The organism is Clostridium sp. OM05-9 (assembly GCF_003481465.1).
Lineage (GTDB): Bacteria > Bacillota > Clostridia > Lachnospirales > Lachnospiraceae > Coprococcus > Coprococcus ammoniilyticus.
The window spans coordinates 348,368-368,301 of record NZ_QULF01000003.1; the positions used below are offsets into that span (position 1 = coordinate 348,368).

Consider the following 19,934-nt stretch of genomic DNA (forward strand, 5'->3'; position numbering starts at 1 on the left):
AAAGGAGGTAGTAGTAAGGTGAAAAAAATAGTAATTGATATGCATGTACATCCTGCATTTTTAGAGCCGGTATGCAAAACGGAATATCAGAATGAATTTGCAAAAAAGATGTATGGCTTATACAAGACGGATCAGATCCCGGTTGATGCACTGTTAACCTTGATGGATTGTTCCGGAGTGGATAAAGCGGTTTTGCTTCCACTGGATCTGACTACGGAATATGGAGGCATACTAGGAACAAATGACCAGGTAAAGGAATTGACAGCAACATATCCGGATCGTTTTATCGGATTTGCCAGTGTAGATCCTCACAGGCCGGATGCGACAGAGATACTTGAAACAGCATTTGCAGAGTATCATCTGGCAGGCCTGAAGCTTCATCCGTCAAAGCAGAAGTTCTATCCGGGAGATGAATACATGGAGCCGATATATCAGATATGCGAGAAGTATAATAAACCGATCGTGTTTCATTGCGGAATGTCGGTAGAGCCGGATACCTTATCTAAATATGCGAGGCCGGTTGAGTTTGAAGAAACAGCATACAGACATCCAAAGCTTCGAATCTGTCTTGCACATTGCGGATGGCCATGGGTGCAGGAAACTTGTATGCTGATGCTCAAATACAGAAATGTTTATGCGGATACAGCATTCCTGTATTTTGATACAGCCCCGGAGTTTTATCACAAGGTATTCGAAGTGGATATGGGACCGCACTGGATCGATCGAAGCTTCAGACATCAGATCATGTTTGGCTCTGATGATCCGCGGTTAGAGATGCGGAGAATGAAAAAGGCTATAGAAGCTATGGATATAAGAGAATCTACCAAGGATCTGATATTTGGACAGAACGCGATTGAGTTTCTGGGATTGGAGGTATGATGGTAACACATGGCAGTATAGAGGTGCTGACAAAAGAATATAACTGTTTGGTGAAAATTACAGATGATATCAGGCAGGTTGTAGAAAAAAGCAAAATCAGAAATGGAGTTGTATATGTTATAACAGCACATACGACAACAGGAATTGCAGTTAATGAAGGACTGGAGTGCCTGGAATATGATATTGGGCATCTGATGGAAAGACTTGTTCCTGAGGATGGAGAATATGCCCATGGAAGGCTGTTAGATACCTACGGTGCGATGGCAGGCAATCCGACCGGACATTTAAAAGCCCATCTGACCGGAAATCATTGTGTATTCCCGGTTATAGATGGAAAGCTGAAAAGTGGAAGTGCACAGGACATATATCTGTGTGAATATGATGGACCACAATATAGAACAATTTATATAACAATTATAGGGGAATAAAAAATAACAGGAGGAAAGAACTATGGCATTAAAAAAATTTGACGCAGAGAAATATTTAAAGGACGGAGCAAAGACATACTCATTAAGAGGAGAGGTTGAGGCATTGATTGACCGGATCACGGCAAAGGAATATGACAGCGTATGTATGCTTGGTATCGGTGGAACATGGGCAGAATGGTATCCGGTTGTAGAAGTAGCCAAGAAATATACAGATCTTCCAATCTATCTTGAAAATGCAGGTGAATTTCTGGTAAAAAATAAAAAACATATTACAGATAAGACTCTTGTATTTACCTCTTCTGCATCAGGCAATACTATGGAGATCTTGAAGGCAGTAAAATATTGTAAGGATCAGGGAATCAATGTATATGGATTTACAAAGGATGAGACAACTCCTTTAGCAAATCTGCTGACAGACCCGATTTATAATGCATGTGGTGACTGTGAGCATTCTTACTTATTATACTATTTTGTAATGCTCCGTATCTTAAAGAACAGAGGAGAATTTCCACATTATGACAGATGGGCAGATCAGATGGAAAATCTGTTTAAGGATCTCCTTGCGGTAAGAGAAAAATTTGAGCCAAGAGCGATCGAGATCGCAAAGACATATGCACATGAACCATATACAATGTTTACAGGCTCCGGTGTCCTTTGGGGTGAGACCTATCTCTTTACAATGTGTATCTTAGAGGAGATGCAGTGGGTTCGTACAAAGACTGTTTCATCTGCTGATTTCTTCCATGGACCATTGGAGTTAGTTGATGACAGAGTTCCGGTATTTGTAATAAAAGGTGAGGACGAATATCGACCATTGGATGAAAGAGTAGAACGATTTGTAAAAGAACATACAAAGAAAGCTGTTATTATTGATACCAAGGATTACATTCTGGATGGTATCGATGATGAGTTCCGTGTAATCTGCTCTCCGATGATTATTACCGCGATATTAACAGAACGACTTGCTATTCATTATGAGCAGAATACAGGACATAGTCTGGAATTCAGACGTTACTATCGTCAGTTTGAATATTAAAAAGGTCAGGCGGTTATTATGGTTGAATTCACATATGTAATTACAGATGAGCAGGGACTTCATGCCAGACCGGCTTCACAGTTTGTTATGGCTGCTGCAAAATGTAAGAGCACAGTATCCGTAACATTTGGATCCAGAACCGTAAACGCAAAAGGAGTTATGGCAGTTATGAGTCTGGGAGCAAAAAAAGGTCAGGAGATCCTGATAAAAGTAGAAGGTGAAAACGAGGCAGAAGATGCAGCAAACCTGAAAGCGTTCGTTCAGGAACATCTGTAAAAGGATCGGATTTTAAAGAGGTGACAATATGGTAATATTACAGGGTAAAAGTGTATTTGGCGGAGTTGCTATCGGGAAGATACAATTCTTTAAAAGGGACGAAATCCAGATAAAACGACGTCATGTCGATGATCCGGAGGCGGAAATACGCCGCTTCCGGACTGCAAAGGAAAAAGCACTTTCTGAATTGCAGCAGTTATATGACAAGGCACTTACTGATGTGGGAGAAGCAAATGCCATGATCTTTGAAGCACATCAGTTAATGCTTGAGGATCCGGATTATAATGATTCTGTAGAGAATATTATAAATACACAAAAGGTAAATGCTGAATATGCAATAGGTGTCACATCTGATAATTATGCAGCAATCTTTGAAGCGATGGATGATGCCTATATGCAGGGAAGGGCAGCAGATGTAAAGGATGTATCGAACAGGCTCCTTTCCCAGTTTGCAAAAAAACAGAATGCTTCATTTGAAATGACGGAGCAGGTAATCATCGCGGCAGATGATCTGACACCAAGCGAGACTGTTCAGCTTGATAAAGATAAGGTGCTGGCATTTATTACAGTGGAAGGCTCGGCAAATTCCCATACAGCGATTCTTGCCAGAACCATGAATATTCCGGCTGTTATAGGAATCGGTGATACATTAACACCGAAATATGACGGAAGACTTGCAATCGTAGACGGTCAGGAAGGAAAGATCTATATTGATCCGGATGAAGAAATCCTTGTTGCTATGAGAAAAAAGCAGGCTGTCGAACAGGAACAGCGTGAGCTTCTGGAGACATTGAAGGGCAAAGAAAATGTAACCAGATCCGGGCAGAAGATTAACCTTTATGCCAATATTGCCAATGTATCAGATGTAGGAGCGGCACTCCGAAATGATGCCGGTGGTATCGGGTTATTCAGAAGCGAATTCTTATATCTGGAAAATGAAACTTATCCAACAGAGGAACAGCAGTTTGCAGCTTATAGACAGGTAGCGGAAATGATGGCCGGAAAAAGGGTGATCATCCGTACGTTGGATATCGGAGCAGATAAACAGGTTGGATATTTTAATCTGGAAAAAGAGGATAATCCGGCAATGGGGTTCCGTGCGATCAGGATATGTCTGACCAGACCCGAATTATTTAAGACCCAGCTTAGAGCTATTTTCAGAGCATCCGCGTATGGCCAGATTGCGATCATGTTTCCGATGATCATTTCGGTATCAGAGGTTCGTCGTATTAAAGAGATAATGGACGAGGTGAAGACCGGACTTCGTGCAGATGGAATAGCATTTTCCGATCAGATTGAAACCGGTATAATGATTGAGACTCCGGCTGCGGTTATGATCAGCAGAGAGTTGGCAAAGGAAGTGGATTTCTTTAGTGTCGGAACAAATGATCTGACGCAGTACACTCTGGCAATTGATCGCCAGAACCGGAATCTGGATTCCTTCTATGATTCACACCATCCGGCGGTGTTATCTATGATCCAAATGGCAGCAGAGAATGCTCATGCAGAAGGAAAGTGGATTGGAATATGCGGTGAACTTGCAGCCGATCTAAGTCTGACAGAAAGGTTTTTACAGATGAACATTGATGAGTTATCAGTTGCACCGGGTATGATACTTCCGTTAAGGAAAAAAATAAGAGAGTTATAAAAAGTATACAGAGACAGATCCGCACATGTACGGGTCTGTTTTTGGTCTTATAAACTGACATTTCCTGCTTGTTTGCGTTTGGAAAAGTTGCTATACTTAATAAAGTACAGGAGGGAGTTTGCCATGAAATTGATGAATAAAGATGAGTTTATTGCGTATGAATTAAAATTTTACTTTATGAAAAATAAACTGAAAGAAGGAGAAAAACTCCCATCTGAACGGGATCTGGCTGAACAGTTTGGGGTACAGAGAGCTACCGTCAGATCTGCATATAAATTATTAGAGGATGAAGGGATCATAGAATGCAGGGAACGGAGCGGCAACTACATAGCCCACAGAAGAATGATATCCAATCTTGACCGAATTCGATCATTCAGTGAAAAGCTGGAAAAGATGGGGGCACAAACAAGAAGCAGATTGTTGGCGTTTGAGCGTGTGGAAGTAGATAAGGAACTGAATAAAAGTATTAAGCTTCCGTTAGGAACTCCGTTATTCAAAATTACCCGTATCCGTATGGTCGTAGAAGAAGACAGGGCTGTTCCGATCACCATAGAATATTCATATATACCGGAAAGCAAGGCTCCTAAGCTGATGCGGTTTGATCTGGAAGATAATTCGTTATTTGATATCTTGATTCAGGAATATCATCATATTCCCAAAAAACAAGAATTAACAGTCGGAATTGTATATGCTGATGAAAATGAAGCCAAAGCCTTGAATGTTGACAAGCTGACTGCTCTTGTAAAAAAAGAGGGAATCACATATGACGAGAAAGGTGAGGTTATGGAATATCTGCAATCGGTGATCAATAAAGAATGGGTCGCATTTGAAAAAGAAGATCCTGTCATTAAGCAAAAGATGGAGGAGGTGCTCCATGGATTATAGAATGCCATTATATATTCAATTACAGGATTCTATTATCAAGAAAATAGATGAAAAAAAATATCTGCCGGGTGAAGCAATACCAAGTGAGAGAAAAATGGCGGAAGCCTATGGTGTGAACCGTATGACCGTAAAACGTGCGGTTAGTAAGCTTGTAGAAGAAGGATATCTGGTTTGTAAACCGGGTTCCGGAACGTATGTTGCACAAAGAGATAAGAAAAAGATCGATCTGGATAATTCAAATGAAGCAGGAAATACCGGCATCACAGCGACGCTCCGTAAGGGTGGAATGGAGGTAAAAAACCGCCTTCTCGGGACCGGTGAGATCACAGGAAGTAAATATCTGGGATATAAGCTTGGAATTTCGGATGATGAGATGATATATGGAATTTACCGGGTACGATTAGAGGGTGATATACCATTTGCAGTGGAGTATACATATGTACCGAAAAAATATTTTGATGACCTGGATGAATTTGATTTCGCCAAAGTGTCTTTATATGATTATATGGAAGCAAAAGGACATATGCCATGCCATTTTGGACAGAAGCTGGTCATATGTGAGGCAAATGAACGGCTCGCAGAGCTGCTGCAGGTGGAACGTGGAACTGCGATTTATAAGATCGATTATCAGGGTGCGGATGCAGATTATAATATTGTAGAGTTTACCATGAGTTATCTGAATCCTGCTTATACAAAATTCCGATTTGATGTTGAGGTTTCTTAAAGGAAAGACATAAGCGTTTCTGTTACGGATCATATGGATCTTGTTATGCCGGCTTCGGTTTATAATATTAGTACTTGAAAGGTGTTATTTGAAAATGCAATTCAAAAAAGTAGAAAAGAAATGCGAAGGTAAATTTATTACCCGCTATGATATAACATATGAGACAGTGGATCATCAGAAGAAGGTATATGAGATGATCAGCCGGAATGGTGACATTACGGATTTTGAAGGACTGCATGGCAAAATGGCAGATGCAGTTGTGATCATTGCTACGAATGAGACCGGCGAGAAGATACTGATCGATAAGGAATTCCGTCTTGCTCCGGGAGAATGGGTATATAACTTCCCGGCAGGTCTGATCGATCCGGGTGAGACGCCGCAGGAGAGTGCGAAGCGTGAGCTTCGTGAGGAGACAGGGCTGGAATTATATGAGATCGATGATTTCATCGGAACCAGCTACAGTGCGGTCGGTTTTTCAAATGAAACAAATGTCTGCGTTGTTGGAAAGGCACGGGGAGAGTTCCATAAGAGTACCTCTACATTAGAAGAGATCGAAGCCGGCTGGTATACAAAGGCAGAAGTCAGAGAACTTCTTAAGAAAGCGAAATTTGCAGCGAGAACACAGGCATACTGCTATGTGTGGAGCAGAGAATAGAGGATAAAAAGTAGAATCTAGAGGGGCACAGGGGACGGAGTTTGAAGTGAAAGCCGGCACAACGGTTCTTACAGCCTGCAGCAACCGTATCGTTTGCAGATAAGGGTTGTAAATATCTGGACAGAAAGGAAAAATACGATGTTTCACAAAGATTATGAAAGAAAGATCGATCAGTTAGTAAATGAACTGACATTAGAAGAGAAAATAAAGATGATCCATGGTGCGGGTCTGTTCCGCACCGGGGCAGTAGAAAGACTTGGAATCCCCCCAATCGTGATGTCGGACGGCCCGACAGGGGTGCGGTTCGAATTCTTTAATGATAACTGGGGCAGAGCCGGACATAATGATGATGGAGTTACATATTGTCCGAGTAACAGTGCGATCGCCGCAACCTGGAACCGGGAACTGGCAGGAAAATCAGGAACGGTACTTGGTGAAGAAGCCAGAGGACGTGGCAAGGATATCATACTTGCGCCGGGTGTCAATGTTATGCGGACGCCACTTTGCGGAAGAAATTTTGAATATTTCAGCGAAGATCCTTATCTGATATCAGAGATGGCGGTTCCGGTGATCGAAGGGATCGAGAGTTCTGACGTGGGTGCCTGTGTGAAACATTTTGCTGTTAATAATCAGGAAACAGAGCGGAACTGGGTGAATGTCGAGATCGATGAACGAACGCTCCGTGAGATATACTTGCCTGCATTTGAAGCAGCAGTAAAGAAAGCAAAGGTAAGATCTATTATGGGTGCTTATAATCTGTTCCGTGGGGTTCATTGCTGTGAAAATAATGAACTGCTCGGTGAGATACTGCGGAAAGAATGGAATTATGACGGCCTGATCGTTTCGGATTGGGGTGGCATCCACGATACAAAGGCCGCAGCAGAAAGCCCGATCGATGTAGAGATGTCGATCTATGCAAACTTCGATGAATACTGCATGGCAGATCCATTGTTAAATGCGGTAAGGAATGGCGAGATCGAAGAGGAAAGAATTGATGAAAAGGTAAAGAGTATTCTCCGATTCATGCTTCGTGCCAAGATGATAGATATTGTAGAAGTCGAAAGTGGGGACAATGAACAGACGGCTACATATGCTGGCTACACGGAACAGAAGCCGGCCGTCTATGCGGTTCGTGACTGGAGCCGGAAGAAAGGAAGTTATGATACTTCAGCACATCAGGATGCAGTGTTAGAGACAGCCAGAGAATCAATTGTACTGTTAAAGAATGAAGAACAGAGACTGCCGCTTGCACCTGAGAAGACACATCGGCTTCTGGTGATCGGACATAATGCAGCAAAGCTTCATTCAAATGGTGGCGGAAGTGCGGAGATTGCGGCACTTTATGAGATCAATCCACTGCTTGGTATTAAGATGGAGCTTGGCGGTAACTGCGAAGTGACATATGCAGAAGGTTATTATGTGCCGGATAAGAACAGACAGCAGGTACTGAATTGGCAGGAGGTAAGTCTGGATGAACTGGCATCGGAGCAGGGGGCTTATGAAGGAAATGATCCGGAAGGACGGAAGATCCAGAAGGCACTTCGTGAAGAGGCGGTTGCACTTGCTTCAGAATATGATGATGTGATCTTTGTTGGCGGTTTAAATCATGATACAGATGAAGAAGGATACGACAGACCGGATCTGAAGCTTCCATATCATCAGGATGAACTGATCACGGAGCTCTTAAAAGTGAATCCGAATATGGTCATTGTCATGATGGCAGGTAATCCGGTTGATATGAGCGCATGGATTGATGATGCAAAGTCGATTGTATGGATGAGTTATGCAGGAATGGAAGGTGGCAGAGCACTCGGTGAAATCCTGTTTGGTGAAGTAAATCCATCCGGTAAACTTGTGATGACCATGCCGAAATCTCTTGATCAGGTACCGGCGATGGTTTTTGGAGATTTCCCCGGAAGAACCTTAACGGAAGAAGAACATGAAAGAATGAATGCAAAATTGACGGAAACATACAGAGAAGGCGTATTTGTCGGATATCGGTATTATGACAAATATCAGATCCCGGTACAGTTCTCATTTGGTCATGGATTATCTTATACGACATTTTCCTATGGAGATATGCAGGTAAAAGAGCCGGATGGTCAGACATTCAAGGTACAGATCCCGGTAACAAATACCGGAAAGCTTGCCGGAAAAGAGACGGTAGAGCTGTATGTCGGAGAAACGGAAGTAAGTCCGGAGAATCCTGTGAAGGAGTTGAAGGGCTTCTGCAAGTTATCACTTGCACCGGGAGAAACAAAGTATGCGGAATTTGAATTGACAGCCGATGCATTCCGTCATTTTGATGAGAAGACGGATGCGTGGAAGGTCATAGCAGGAAGTTATACGATCTATATCGGAAGTTCTGTTTCTGATATTCGGTCGGTAACAACCATAACAATAAAATAATTAATAAATAAAATGCCGGTATGAACGGTCTGTCTGCCGGTGCTATGAAACATCACGTTTGCCTACCTTCTTTCATACAATTTTATATGCATATGTCTCCGCTGCGATAAAGTCGTTTGCAGCTCCGACATAGCACAAAATTGTATGAAAATCAGTCGGCTTCTCTATGGATGTTTCATAGTACCAGCAGACAGACCGTTTATACCGGCATTTATATACATATTGTTTTATTGATATTCGTTGAGCCATTCGATAATGCCGTTAGCGATGGCGGCGGCGTAATCGTCCATGTTATCATCGTAGAGCTCTACGTCTTTTTCGTTGCTGATAAAGCCCATCTCGATGATCAGACTTGTCATATTTGTCTGTTTGATAACGATGTAATCGTTGTCACTGTCAAACTGTGTTCCGGTACGGACACCACGGTTATCGGAGATTCCGACCTTTTCCAGATTGGACAGGATGGTTTCTGCGATTGCGTGATTCTTTTCGGAACCGGAGCTGTAGATCCATGCTTCTACACCACAGGCCTCAGGATTTGCTGCGTAGTTCCTGTGGAGTGCCAGATAGAGATCTGCGTCGCAGTCATTTGCAATCGCAGCACGTTCTTCGGAAGAAACGGTAGAATCATCATCACGCGTCATGACAACTTTTACTCCGTTTTTCTTTAATAGTTTTGCAACCTTTAAGGAAAGCTTCAGGTTTCCGTCTTTTTCATGAATATTATTAATTCCGGTTGCACCGATATCGGAACCGCCATGTCCTGGATCCAAACAGACTGTGTATTTTCCGTCCGGTTTTATGATCGAGACGGCATCCTTGCTGCTTTTTGACCGACTGACCGCCAACAGGACGGACAGAACGATAACGGCGATGAGCAGGACGATGTTGACACCGATCAGGAATTTTATGACAGACCGCATCTGTGTAACGGTCAGTTTCTTTTTTGTTTTTCCAGCCATAATGTATAAAACTGCCGGAGCAGCCCTTTCTGTTTCTAGTTTATTCTCAACTAAGATACTCTAAAATGATCGGATTTTCAATACGATAGAAAAGATTTAATATTTGTGTATATGGGCAATATACGAAGAAAGATGGAATGACAGGTGACATAATACAGCAATTTATATAGAAAAAACCAAAAGAAACCGATAAATTTCTAAAGATTTCAATATTGTCAAATGAAAATATGAGTGTTACCCTAATATAGGGTGGCAGGGAGAAGATAAGAAAAGGAATAAAAAGATGATCGTAGATTTTCATACCCACACATATCCGGATAAAATGGCTTCAAAGACACTTGAACTGTTAGTAAGTAGATCAAAGACAAAGCCGGCATCGGATGGTACACTTGCAGGCTTGCAGCATTCAATGGCGCAAAGCGGCGTTGATATCTCTGTTGTCCTTCCTGTTGTAACCGCACCTCATCAGGTGGAGCGGATCAATACCGTGGCAAAGACAGTAACAGCCCAGTTTACGGGTAGTGGTGTCTGGTCATTTGGCGGAATCCATCCCGGAAATGATAACTATAAAGAGATTTTAAATGGTATCAAGTCTGCCGGATTAAAGGGAATTAAGCTGCATCCGGATTATCAGGATGCCATGTTCAATGATATCCGTTATAAACGGATCATCAGTTACGCAACAGAGCTTGGTCTGGTCGTTGTGGTTCATGCCGGAGTAGATATCGGGCTTCCCTCTGTAACACATTGTACACCGGACATGGTGTGCGAAGTATTAGATGAAGTTCAGCCGGAGCGGCTCGTTCTTGCACATATGGGTGGCTGGAATCTCTGGGACGAGGTACTTGCGAAGCTGTGCGGAAGAAATGTATATATGGATACAGCATTTTCCTATGGAGAGATTGCATGGCTTTCGGGTGCTGAACATCGTTGGAAGCTGGTATCGGAGGAGATGTTCCTGAAACTGATCAGAGCACATGGAGCAGATCGAATCGTATTTGGAACAGACAGTCCGTGGACAGATCAGAAGCGGGCCATAAAGGACATACAGGCACTTCCGTTATCAGATGAAGACAAGAAAAAGATCCTTGGAGAAAATGCATTGCAGCTTTTGGGACTGCCGGATGCAGAATAGAAAATATAAAATGGAATATACAATATATTTAAAAGCATTAGAGGATTCATACATAAAAGTAAAATAAATTTCCGATAAATTAGTAAAAATAGACATTGCGCAAAAATTAAAAATGTGTTACAATTTTGTTACAATAAGAAAAGGAGAGAAGATAGCTCCTAAGACATCCGAAATTTAAGTCGTTGTTTTTTTCACAAAAAAATATTCATAAATACAAGGGACTGCCTGTAAGATGGCGGTCCCTTTCCCTTTCTTGTGCAATCAGGTTCCTCTCGTCTAACGACTCGATGATTAGCGGTCGTCAAATGCAGCCATGCAAGCATGCCGCACTTGACTCGTCGCCATAACAAAAAAAGAACCAGATCACATCTGGTTCTTAAGAGCTGGGCTACAAGGATTCGAACCTTGAAAATGCTGGAGTCAGAGTCCAGTGCCTTACCATTTGGCGATAGCCCATTGCTGTCAACAGATGATATTATATTACAACAGTTTGAAAAAAGCAAGCACTTTTTTAAAAAAATTACAAAAAGTTATTTATACGCAATGAACACGAAAAATTTGAGAATAAAAATCAATGGAAATAGAAAATCCAGGTAGAAATAATAGCCCGGCTGTTGTATAATGGGAGCACTTGTGGAGATGACATTATAATAGGAAATGGAGAATACATATGTACAGTTTTGATGCGATCGTAAGATACAGCGAAACGCATGGAAGACAGGAAGCAAATGCGGCAACGATAGCAAATTACTTTCAGGATTGTGCGATCTTCGATTCAGAACAGGCAGGAATTGGAATTGAATATCTGAAGGACCATAACCGGGCATGGTTTCTGATCTCGTGGCAGATTGATGTGGAGCGGTATCCGGTATTACAGGAGAAGATCAGGGTTGGAACCTGGGCATATGATTTTAAAGGTTCCATGGGATATCGTAATATAGTTATTCGGGATGAGAATGGAGCGAATATTGTACAGGCAGCTTCCCAGTGGAGTTATATTGATACTGATACGCTTCGTCCTGTAAGAATTGAGCCTGAAGTAGGAGCAGCATATCCTCTTGCAGAAAAGCTTCCGATGGAATATGCTCCGAGAAAGATCCGGCTGATCGAAGGCATGGAAGAGACAGACAGAAGGGTTGTTCTGCCTTATCAGATTGATTCGAATAACCACATGAATAATGAAGCATATATTGCGCTGGCGTTGGAATATATCGATTCGGATGACATGATCTGTCAGATCAGAAGCGAGTATAAGCGGCAGTTTGTAAAAGATGAATGTATCGTAATAAAGAAAGCAGAAAGAGATGATCTGATACAGTTTGTATTTGCAGATGAAGAAGATCAGACCAGATGTATAGTAGAATTTAAAACAAAGAGAACGGGGAGACAGACAGCATGATCAAGATTGGCGAATGGAACCATTTAGAGGTTGTAAAAGAGAAAGATTTCGGCATTTACCTTGCCGAGAAAAAATACGACGACGAGGAAGTCCTGCTTCCGAAGAAACAGGTACCTGCGGGAACAAGAATGGGAGATCAATTAGATGTATTTATCTATCGTGATTCCGCAGATCGTCTGATCGCAACAACAAATCATCCGATCATAACGATGGGAGAACTTGCACTATTAAAATGTGTCAATGTGACAGGCATCGGTGCATTTATGGACTGGGGACTGGAAAAAGATATCCTGCTTCCTTTTAAAGAGCAGACAAGCAAGGTAAGGGAAGGTCAGTCGTATCTGGTCCGGATGTATGAGGATCGTTCCAAGCGTTTGTGCGTCAGCATGAAGGTATATGCCTATCTGGAGACACAGTCCCCATATAAGGCAGGGGATTCCGTAAGTGGAACGGTATTTGAATTTAATCAGAATCTGGGAGCCTTTGTTGCGGTTGATAATCGTTATTCAGCCCTGATCCCGATGAAGGAGATCCATTCCCGGATCAATGTGGGTGAGACGGTAGAAGCCCGTGTGGCAAATGTCAGAGAAGACGGCAAACTCAATCTGAGTTTACAGAAGCCGATCCGTGAACAGATCAACAATGACAGCGAGATGGTATACAATATCATCGAAAGCTATGGAGGAACCTTACCATTTAATGACAAGGCAGATAAAGAAGTGATCGAGAAAGAGTTCGGACTCAGCAAGAATGCATTTAAGCGTGCGGTTGGACATCTGTTAAAAGAGGGTAAGATCCGGATCACAGAGAAGAACATTATCATCAAATAATGTATTCATAAATGAGAAGGAATGTTCAGGAGAAACAAAAAGACAGCTGTGCATGTTATATGGCTGAAAAGTACCAGGAAATGAAAGGATGAATATGAGTAATTTCAAGGTTGAATTAAAAAAAGTAGTAGATGACAGCTATGAGATTGAAATCGGATATGAGCTGGAACAGAAGCTGATTGATGATCTGAAGGCCGGTCTGGTTGGAAAAATATCTAAATTTGTAGTAGTTACAGACAGCAATGTAAAAGAGCTGTATGCGGACAAGATTTATAAGATGCTTGAAGAAGCAGGATACAAGGCAGATCTTATCAGTTTTCCGGCAGGAGAACTGAGCAAGACCAGAGCGACAAAGGAGTATGTAGAAGATACCATGCTTGCAAAGGGATATCGGAGAGATTGCTGCATTATCGCCGTTGGCGGTGGTGTGGTGACAGATCTTGCAGGATTTGTAGCCGGAACCTATGGCAGAGGAATTCCATTTATCAATTATGCAACGACGTTACTTGCGGCCGCGGATGCATCCGTGGGAGGAAAGACAGCGGTCGATACACCGCTTGCAACCAATCTGATCGGACTGTTTAATCAGCCGCAGAAGGTATATCTGGATATCGCAACATGGAAGACACTTCCACAGCGACAGTTATCTTCAGGTCTTGCAGAGACGATCAAGCATGCCTGCCTTGCAGACAGGGAATTCTTCGATTATCTGTCAGAGCATATCAAAGATGTGCTTGCAGTAAAGGACGAGGTATGCAGACATATCGCGGAGAAGAACTGCGAGATCAAATATCAGGTCGTTATGAAGGACGAGCGGGAAAGCGGTTTGCGTGAGGTTTTGAACCTTGGACATACGGTTGGAAGAGCCATCGAGACAGTCAGTGATTATAAGCTGCTGCATGGAGAAGCCGTTGCGATCGGTCTGGTTGCAGAGGTGAAGATGGCAGAATATTTTGGCTACTGTACAGCAGAGGATGAAGCAGCTATGGTTGCCATGTTGAAGCAGGCAGATCTTCCAACGGAGATTCCGGATTATATTGACCGTGACGCTCTGGTTAAGAAGCTGTATACCGATAAGAAGGTCAGAGACGGACATTTGCGTTTCGTTTTACAGCATGGAATCGGCGCGATCGAGGTATTTGATGGTGACCAGTACGCAAAAGCCATACCGGAGAGTCTGGCAAGAGAGATTATTATGGAGATGTAGGCATTAAATTTCAGGAGGATATAAAAATGGATAAGAAGATAATCAGCACAGAGAAAGCACCACAGGCAATCGGACCATATTCACAGGCAATCGTTGCTAACGGATTTTTATTTACATCAGGAATGGTTCCGATCGATCCTGCAACGAATCAGTTAGTAGAAGGAGATATCACAGTTCAGGCAAAACAGGCAATCTCAAATCTGAAGAATCTGATCGAGGCATCCGGTTCATCCTGTGATAAGGTTGTAAAGACTACAGTATTTATTAAGGATATGAACCAGTTCTCAATTATCAACGATATTTACAAAGAATATTTCAACAAAGATTTCCCTGCACGTTCTTGTGTAGAAGTTGCAAGACTTCCAAAAGACGTACTGATTGAGATCGAAGCAGTAGCAGTTGTATAAATAAAGATTATAAAATGATGGTGTGGCAGATGTATGAATGATATCTGCCACATTATTATAAGAGGGTATATGGAGACAAGAAAGAAAATTTTTGGAGCTGAATGTTTGTTTACAGCATTGATCGCAGTTTACGAGGTCGTAACGGTGTTGGCGTTATTTACAGATCTGTTTTCCGGCATCACGATAAAACAAAACATATTATTCAGTCAGAGTCTGATATTTGTACCAACAGTGTTATATCTGTTCATCATGAGAAAGCATGTAAAGGATATCATCTGGTTTCGGAGATTTCATCCGTTGACACTCCTGCTGATTCCACCACTGGTTCTGTTTATGGAGCCACTTATTACATTGTTAAATGCAATTTCAATGTTATTTGTGCGAAATGAGATCAGTAATGCAGCTTCAGCATTGGTTGATCATAATACACTTGGAACTTCGCTTTTTTTCATGGCATTTTTGCCGTGTGTGATAGAAGAACTGGCGTATCGTGGTGTCATGTTCGGAAGCTTTCATGAAGCCGGCAGATTAAAGGCCATATTGATGTCAGGTTTTTTATTTGGACTGATGCATATGAATTTTAATCAGATGGCATATGCGGTTGTGATCGGTCTGATCTTTGGATTTGTTGTAGAAGCAACCGGAAGCATTATTCCAACAATGATCATGCATTTTCTGATCAATGGTTTTTCTGTTGTTATAAAGCATATTGCAAATATCATTCCGGCGTTAAAAGATCAGGCAGAAAATACAGAAGTAACACAGACGATGCTGCTCAGCACGATCCGGGCATATATACCTATGGCACTGGTTGGCACTGTAATATCAGCAGGAATTATTTATCTGCTTGCAGTTATAAATGGCAGAAAGGAGAGTTTCGCCGCTGTATTCACGGAATCTTTTAATCGGTACGATAAAAATGGCAAAAAGCTTCGACTGCTTACCCCGCTTATGATCGTGGTCATCCTCTACTGCCTGATTCGCTGCGTTGTCGAAGAATTTTTATTTTAACTATGGCAAAATGCCCGCCAAATGACTCTGATCTGGTACCTACCCTATTATAAATGACTTGCTGCGGTTTCTATTCATTGCACATGTCTGTGCGGAGCACTTAGTGAAGACGAGCGATATCGCGAAGTCTGAGGTTAGTGCGTGCCATGTAAGTACACTTAGCGAAAACGAGTGATAACGAAGTTTGAGGTTAGTGTAGCTTACTTGATTCGCTCATGCTCCTGTGCTAACTCGTCCTTCGGACTCAAACAAGCACTCGCATTCGCTGACAATGTACATCTCATAACGAAAACTCCACAAATGTCTTTTCAGGCAGATATTAAAACGCAGAGAATCCTTAAGAATCAACAAAAATAAAACTGACAGCAGAAAAAATCCTCCATTGTGGATAGTAAATCCCTCTTTGTATGCTGGTTCTTCCACTAAAATATGACATATGCGAGGCTTTCGTTGTATGGTGCACATTGCCAGTAAATACGGGTGCCTGTCTGAGCCGAAGGCGAGTTGGCACAGGAGTATTTACGGATCAGGCATGTGCAACATACAGAAAACGCAGCAGGTCATTGTTAGTGGAAGAACCAGCATATGAAGAGGGCACACAACCATAAGGGGGATTTTTTGCGTGTTCGGCTAGTCCTCGTTGCAGATCAGACCGTAGAAGGAGATCAGGTACAGTCCGGCGATACCAACGAGTGTGTAGATGATTCTGGAAAAGGCGGAGCCGGTTCCGAATAAAGCATCTACAAGATTAAAATTAAAGATTCCGATGATACCCCAAACGATCGCCCCAACGATCACAAGAGTAAGACAAATAACATTAAATACTTTCATGGCATTCCTCTCTGATTTCTAATTATTTGGACATTAGTTTTTGGCAAGGCGTCGCAAAATTAATGGTTCCATATCTCTAGTTTGTGCGAACATGAAAAAAATATACTGCCATTATAAGGGAAAATGTATACACAGGATGAAGGTATAAAATGAAAAAATATAACATAATGAATCTGGCGACAAAAATTTATTTGAAGCAAATATAAAAATCAGTTGACAGGGTACAAACATAATGTTATATTAAAAACAACACATGAACAGATATTCAAATGTTCAATAAAAACAACGAGAGGAGGAACAGAATGAATACGGACAGCAGGGAAGCATGTGAATGCAAAGAGAACGATATTGCTGAGATCACCGCTGAGATTAATGAGATGATGCCGGACGAAGAGAATCTGTATGATCTGGCCGAGTTGTTTAAAGTATTTGGCGATTCTACCAGAATCCAGATCTTATACACACTGCTGGATCACGAAAAAAGTGTTGGTGACATCGCAGAAGAGCTTGGAATGAATGCATCTGCCATTTCTCATCAATTAAGAGTATTAAAACAGGCGAAGCTGATCAAGAACCGCAGAGCCGGAAAGAATATGTTTTATGAGCTTGCCGATGACCATGTAGCAGTGATCATGCGAATGGGACTTGAGCATATATTTGAATAATAAGAAAGGTTAAAGGTGAATATTATGAAGAAGAGATATAATTTAAGTGATGTAGATTGTGCAAATTGTGCAGCAAAGATGGAGGAGCAGATCAGCAAGTTACCGGGAGTTAACAGCGCATCTATCAGCTTCATGGCACAGAAACTTACATTAGACGCAGACGAAGATAAATTAGACGAGATCTTAAAGCAGGCAGAAAAGATCATCAAGAGCATTGATGAGGAAGCTACGATCGAATATTAGAAATAATGCAGATCTGAACATTAAGACGTTACAGATTTACATAAGCTGAAAGAGAAGATAAAATAAGAAAATTATCGCAGATAGCAGAAAAAAGGTGATGGATTATGAGTAAGAAGCAGAAAAAGATGTTAATTCGAATCATCGTTGCACTGGTGGTATTTATCGTATGCGAGATTGCAGAGAAGCTCATCCATTTGAATGGAGTGTGGGATACAGTTGTAAAGGCTGTGATGTTCGCAGTACCATATCTGATGGCAGGATATGATGTCCTTTTAAAGGCGATCAAAAATATCAGCAAGGGTCATGTATTTGACGAAAACTTCCTGATGGCAGTTGCAACTGTAGGCGCATACGGAACCGGAGAATTTGGCGAGGCGGCAGCCGTTATGCTGTTCTATCAGGTCGGAGAATGGTTCCAGAAATATGCAGTCAACAGATCAAGAGCCAGTATCACAGATTTGATGAACATTATGCCGGAATATGCAAATATTGAAAAAGATGGACAGATCGTTCAGGTAGAACCGGAGACAGTTGCGATCGGTGATATCATCATCGTGCAGCCGGGTGAAAAAGTTCCTCTCGATGGTACTGTTATCGAAGGTGAAACATTTGTAGATACAGCAGCGCTTACCGGTGAATCCGTACCTAGAAAGCTGTCTGTTGGTGACGAAGTGTTAAGTGGCGTGATTAACCAGAACGGTGTGATCCGTGTCAAGGTATCAAAGGAATTTGACGATTCGACCGTATCGAAGATTTTGGAACTGGTGGAAAATGCAAGTACGAGAAAAGCACAGTACGAGCAGTTCATTACCAGATTTGCAAAATACTATACACCGATCGTATGTTTCCTTGCACTTGCAGTAGCGATCATTCCGCCGATCTTTGTAGGTGAATTTGGTAAATGGTTCCACCGTGCACTGATCTTTCTGGTAGTATCCTGTCCATGTGCATTGGTCATCTCCATTCCACTTAGTTTCTTCAGTGGAATCGGTGGAGCATCCAAGGCAGGTATCCTTGTAAAAGGAAGTAACTATCTGGAACTTCTGGGTAAAGCAAAGATTGCCGTATTTGATAAGACCGGAACTCTGACAAAGGGTGTATTCAAGGTTGTAGAGACATGCGCAAATGGAATCAGTGAGGATGATCTTCTGGAGCTTGCAGCATATGGCGAATATTACTCCAACCATCCGATCGCAGCATCAATCAAGGCTGCATATAAGGGAACGGTACAGATCGACCGCCTCGATGGATATGAGGAAATCTCCGGAATGGGTATCAAGGTCTTAAAAGATGGAAAAGAAGTGTTAGTCGGAAATAAGAAGCTTCTGGATTCCAGAAAGATATCCATGGCAGGAGCAAAACAGCCATCCAAGGTTGGAACAGTCCTTTTCGTAGCGGAAAATGGTGCATATAAGGGATGTATCACGATCGCTGATGAGATCAAGGATGGCGTTAAGGATGCGATCGCATCAATCAAGAAATGTGGAATTGATAATGTTGTTATGCTGACCGGAGATAAGAAAGAGGTTGCTGACAGTGTAGCAAAAGAGCTTGGCATTGATACTGTATGTGCAGAACTGATGCCGGGTGATAAGGTAGATAAAGTAGAACAGCTTCTCCGCGAGAAGGATGAAGACAGTACATTGATCTTCACCGGTGACGGAATAAATGATGCGCCTGTTTTAATGCGTGCCGATGTCGGTATCGCAATGGGAGCTATGGGTCAGGATGCTGCGATTGAAGCAGCAGACATCGTTTTGATCAATGATGATCCGGGCAAGATTGCCGTAGCATATGCAATTGCCAGAAAGACGGTTCGTATCGTGCAGCAGAACATTGTGTTTGCACTTGCTGTCAAGATCATTGTTATGGTACTCGGTGCCCTTGGTTTTGCAAATATGTGGGCAGCGGTATTTGCCGATGTCGGTGTTGCCTTCCTCGCGATCATCAACGCAACCCGCGCACTGAAGCCATGATGTATAAATAAAAATACCATATAAGCATGAGACATCTATATCTTTATTACGCAGAACACTTTCGTTCTATTCTCACGCAGCGGTTCTAACCTCACTGCCTATGGCAGTTCACTAAGAACCGGCGTTCGAATAGGTCTGCTACATAAAATATAGATGTCTCATTTCTTTTATATGGTATTTTTAATTTGTTGCTTATGACGAGAGCGTTTCAAACTATAGATCTATGAATAAATCAAGATGATTCGAAAGCGAATACTTTATAACTGGTGTGTTTTCATATTGAGAATTTGAATAAAAAGAGAAGACCGTCTTACTATTATGAAGCAAG

General features: G+C 42.0%; 20 protein-coding genes and 1 tRNA gene. 18 read left to right on the plus strand and 3 right to left on the minus strand.

What is annotated here, in order from left to right:
* Positions 1-18: 18 nt before the first annotated feature.
* The 9 genes from DXB77_RS07030 (at position 19) to DXB77_RS07070 (ending at position 8,940) form a co-directional block, all read left to right on the plus strand.
* Positions 19-879 (plus strand): amidohydrolase family protein, encoded by an 861-nt coding sequence (locus DXB77_RS07030; protein WP_330599193.1) that lies wholly within the window; start codon positions 19-21, stop codon positions 877-879.
* Positions 879-1,307 carry a secondary thiamine-phosphate synthase enzyme YjbQ gene (locus tag DXB77_RS07035; RefSeq protein WP_021943613.1) on the plus strand — a complete coding sequence of 143 codons (429 nt, stop codon included), beginning with the start codon at positions 879-881 and terminating at the stop codon, positions 1,305-1,307. The genes DXB77_RS07030 and DXB77_RS07035 overlap by 1 nt, the downstream gene beginning before the upstream one ends.
* A gap of 22 nt (positions 1,308-1,329) precedes the next feature.
* Positions 1,330-2,343, plus strand: a complete 1,014-nt coding sequence (locus DXB77_RS07040; protein WP_118484676.1) for an SIS domain-containing protein — start codon at positions 1,330-1,332, stop codon at positions 2,341-2,343.
* A gap of 18 nt (positions 2,344-2,361) precedes the next feature.
* The gene (locus tag DXB77_RS07045) at positions 2,362-2,619 is read left to right on the plus strand and encodes an HPr family phosphocarrier protein (protein WP_117785315.1); all 258 of its coding nucleotides are present in this window, start codon (positions 2,362-2,364) and stop codon (positions 2,617-2,619) included.
* A gap of 28 nt (positions 2,620-2,647) precedes the next feature.
* Positions 2,648-4,267 (plus strand): phosphoenolpyruvate--protein phosphotransferase, encoded by a 1,620-nt coding sequence (gene ptsP / locus DXB77_RS07050; protein WP_117808699.1) that lies wholly within the window; start codon positions 2,648-2,650, stop codon positions 4,265-4,267.
* 123 nt (positions 4,268-4,390) lie between these two features.
* Entirely contained in the window at positions 4,391-5,152 is a 762-nt protein-coding gene (locus DXB77_RS07055; protein WP_118484678.1) for a GntR family transcriptional regulator, read from the plus strand.
* The gene (locus tag DXB77_RS07060) at positions 5,142-5,876 is read left to right on the plus strand and encodes a GntR family transcriptional regulator (RefSeq protein ID WP_118662888.1); all 735 of its coding nucleotides are present in this window, start codon (positions 5,142-5,144) and stop codon (positions 5,874-5,876) included. The genes DXB77_RS07055 and DXB77_RS07060 overlap by 11 nt, the downstream gene beginning before the upstream one ends.
* A 94-nt stretch (positions 5,877-5,970) precedes the next feature.
* Positions 5,971-6,531 (plus strand): NUDIX hydrolase, encoded by a 561-nt coding sequence (locus DXB77_RS07065; RefSeq protein ID WP_118662889.1) that lies wholly within the window; start codon positions 5,971-5,973, stop codon positions 6,529-6,531.
* Positions 6,532-6,669: 138 nt separating this feature from the next.
* Positions 6,670-8,940 carry a glycoside hydrolase family 3 C-terminal domain-containing protein gene (locus tag DXB77_RS07070; RefSeq protein WP_118662890.1) on the plus strand — a complete coding sequence of 757 codons (2,271 nt, stop codon included), beginning with the start codon at positions 6,670-6,672 and terminating at the stop codon, positions 8,938-8,940.
* Positions 8,941-9,167: 227 nt separating this feature from the next.
* Here the strand turns inward: DXB77_RS07070 and DXB77_RS07075 are convergent, their stop codons facing one another.
* A complete protein-coding gene (locus tag DXB77_RS07075; RefSeq protein WP_118662891.1) occupies positions 9,168-9,902 on the minus strand; it encodes an N-acetylmuramoyl-L-alanine amidase in 735 nt (244 codons plus the stop codon).
* 283 nt (positions 9,903-10,185) lie between these two features.
* Here DXB77_RS07075 and DXB77_RS07080 point away from each other — a divergent pair, with 283 nt between their 5' ends.
* Positions 10,186-11,037, plus strand: a complete 852-nt coding sequence (locus DXB77_RS07080) for an amidohydrolase family protein (RefSeq protein WP_118662892.1) — start codon at positions 10,186-10,188, stop codon at positions 11,035-11,037.
* A gap of 383 nt (positions 11,038-11,420) precedes the next feature.
* Here DXB77_RS07080 and DXB77_RS07085 read toward each other — a convergent pair.
* A tRNA-Gln gene (locus tag DXB77_RS07085) sits at positions 11,421-11,493 on the minus strand.
* A 214-nt stretch (positions 11,494-11,707) separates the two neighbouring features.
* Here DXB77_RS07085 and DXB77_RS07090 point away from each other — a divergent pair.
* The 5 genes from DXB77_RS07090 to DXB77_RS07110 all read left to right on the plus strand — a co-directional run bounded on the left by DXB77_RS07090 (position 11,708) and on the right by DXB77_RS07110 (position 15,891).
* The gene (locus DXB77_RS07090) at positions 11,708-12,436 is read left to right on the plus strand and encodes an acyl-ACP thioesterase domain-containing protein (protein WP_021943622.1); all 729 of its coding nucleotides are present in this window, start codon (positions 11,708-11,710) and stop codon (positions 12,434-12,436) included.
* Positions 12,433-13,266, plus strand: coding sequence for a S1-like domain-containing RNA-binding protein (locus DXB77_RS07095; protein ID WP_118662893.1), 834 nt, complete (start codon positions 12,433-12,435; stop codon positions 13,264-13,266). Before DXB77_RS07090 ends, DXB77_RS07095 begins: the two co-directional genes overlap by 4 nt.
* A 94-nt stretch (positions 13,267-13,360) precedes the next feature.
* A complete protein-coding gene (aroB, locus tag DXB77_RS07100) occupies positions 13,361-14,473 on the plus strand; it encodes a 3-dehydroquinate synthase (protein ID WP_118616191.1) in 1,113 nt (370 codons plus the stop codon).
* Positions 14,474-14,499: 26 nt separating this feature from the next.
* A complete protein-coding gene (locus DXB77_RS07105; RefSeq protein WP_008401150.1) occupies positions 14,500-14,880 on the plus strand; it encodes a RidA family protein in 381 nt (126 codons plus the stop codon).
* A gap of 69 nt (positions 14,881-14,949) precedes the next feature.
* Positions 14,950-15,891, plus strand: coding sequence for a type II CAAX endopeptidase family protein (locus DXB77_RS07110; protein WP_182439443.1), 942 nt, complete (start codon positions 14,950-14,952; stop codon positions 15,889-15,891).
* A gap of 630 nt (positions 15,892-16,521) precedes the next feature.
* Here DXB77_RS07110 and DXB77_RS07120 read toward each other — a convergent pair.
* A complete protein-coding gene (locus tag DXB77_RS07120) occupies positions 16,522-16,722 on the minus strand; it encodes a DUF378 domain-containing protein (RefSeq protein WP_008401155.1) in 201 nt (66 codons plus the stop codon).
* A 302-nt stretch (positions 16,723-17,024) separates the two neighbouring features.
* On the opposite strand from DXB77_RS07120, the gene DXB77_RS07125 reads away from it, so the two are divergent.
* The 3 genes from DXB77_RS07125 (at position 17,025) to DXB77_RS07135 (ending at position 19,606) form a co-directional block, all read left to right on the plus strand.
* Positions 17,025-17,387 (plus strand): metalloregulator ArsR/SmtB family transcription factor, encoded by a 363-nt coding sequence (locus DXB77_RS07125; RefSeq protein WP_021943626.1) that lies wholly within the window; start codon positions 17,025-17,027, stop codon positions 17,385-17,387.
* A 24-nt stretch (positions 17,388-17,411) separates the two neighbouring features.
* Complete coding sequence (locus DXB77_RS07130; RefSeq protein WP_021943627.1) at positions 17,412-17,630, plus strand: heavy-metal-associated domain-containing protein; 219 nt, start codon at positions 17,412-17,414, stop codon at positions 17,628-17,630.
* A gap of 104 nt (positions 17,631-17,734) precedes the next feature.
* Complete coding sequence (locus DXB77_RS07135; RefSeq protein WP_118662895.1) at positions 17,735-19,606, plus strand: heavy metal translocating P-type ATPase; 1,872 nt, start codon at positions 17,735-17,737, stop codon at positions 19,604-19,606.
* The last annotated feature ends 328 nt before the right edge of the window (positions 19,607-19,934 follow it).

What these genes read in the sequence shown, in the direction of transcription:
- DXB77_RS07035 (WP_021943613.1), top strand. Translation starts at nt 879, where the DNA reads ATGGTAACACATGGCAGTATAGAGGTGCTGACAAAAGAATATAACTGT.
- DXB77_RS07040 (WP_118484676.1), top strand. Translation starts at nt 1,330, where the DNA reads ATGGCATTAAAAAAATTTGACGCAGAGAAATATTTAAAGGACGGAGCA.
- DXB77_RS07045 (WP_117785315.1), top strand. Translation starts at nt 2,362, where the DNA reads ATGGTTGAATTCACATATGTAATTACAGATGAGCAGGGACTTCATGCC.
- ptsP (WP_117808699.1), top strand. Translation starts at nt 2,648, where the DNA reads ATGGTAATATTACAGGGTAAAAGTGTATTTGGCGGAGTTGCTATCGGG.
- DXB77_RS07055 (WP_118484678.1), top strand. Translation starts at nt 4,391, where the DNA reads ATGAAATTGATGAATAAAGATGAGTTTATTGCGTATGAATTAAAATTT.
- DXB77_RS07060 (WP_118662888.1), top strand. Translation starts at nt 5,142, where the DNA reads ATGGATTATAGAATGCCATTATATATTCAATTACAGGATTCTATTATC.
- DXB77_RS07065 (WP_118662889.1), top strand. Translation starts at nt 5,971, where the DNA reads ATGCAATTCAAAAAAGTAGAAAAGAAATGCGAAGGTAAATTTATTACC.
- DXB77_RS07070 (WP_118662890.1), top strand. Translation starts at nt 6,670, where the DNA reads ATGTTTCACAAAGATTATGAAAGAAAGATCGATCAGTTAGTAAATGAA.
- DXB77_RS07075 (WP_118662891.1), bottom strand. Translation starts at nt 9,902, where the DNA reads ATGGCTGGAAAAACAAAAAAGAAACTGACCGTTACACAGATGCGGTCT.
- DXB77_RS07080 (WP_118662892.1), top strand. Translation starts at nt 10,186, where the DNA reads ATGATCGTAGATTTTCATACCCACACATATCCGGATAAAATGGCTTCA.
- DXB77_RS07090 (WP_021943622.1), top strand. Translation starts at nt 11,708, where the DNA reads ATGTACAGTTTTGATGCGATCGTAAGATACAGCGAAACGCATGGAAGA.
- DXB77_RS07095 (WP_118662893.1), top strand. Translation starts at nt 12,433, where the DNA reads ATGATCAAGATTGGCGAATGGAACCATTTAGAGGTTGTAAAAGAGAAA.
- aroB (WP_118616191.1), top strand. Translation starts at nt 13,361, where the DNA reads ATGAGTAATTTCAAGGTTGAATTAAAAAAAGTAGTAGATGACAGCTAT.
- DXB77_RS07105 (WP_008401150.1), top strand. Translation starts at nt 14,500, where the DNA reads ATGGATAAGAAGATAATCAGCACAGAGAAAGCACCACAGGCAATCGGA.
- DXB77_RS07110 (WP_182439443.1), top strand. Translation starts at nt 14,950, where the DNA reads ATGGAGACAAGAAAGAAAATTTTTGGAGCTGAATGTTTGTTTACAGCA.
- DXB77_RS07120 (WP_008401155.1), bottom strand. Translation starts at nt 16,722, where the DNA reads ATGAAAGTATTTAATGTTATTTGTCTTACTCTTGTGATCGTTGGGGCG.
- DXB77_RS07125 (WP_021943626.1), top strand. Translation starts at nt 17,025, where the DNA reads ATGAATACGGACAGCAGGGAAGCATGTGAATGCAAAGAGAACGATATT.
- DXB77_RS07130 (WP_021943627.1), top strand. Translation starts at nt 17,412, where the DNA reads ATGAAGAAGAGATATAATTTAAGTGATGTAGATTGTGCAAATTGTGCA.
- DXB77_RS07135 (WP_118662895.1), top strand. Translation starts at nt 17,735, where the DNA reads ATGAGTAAGAAGCAGAAAAAGATGTTAATTCGAATCATCGTTGCACTG.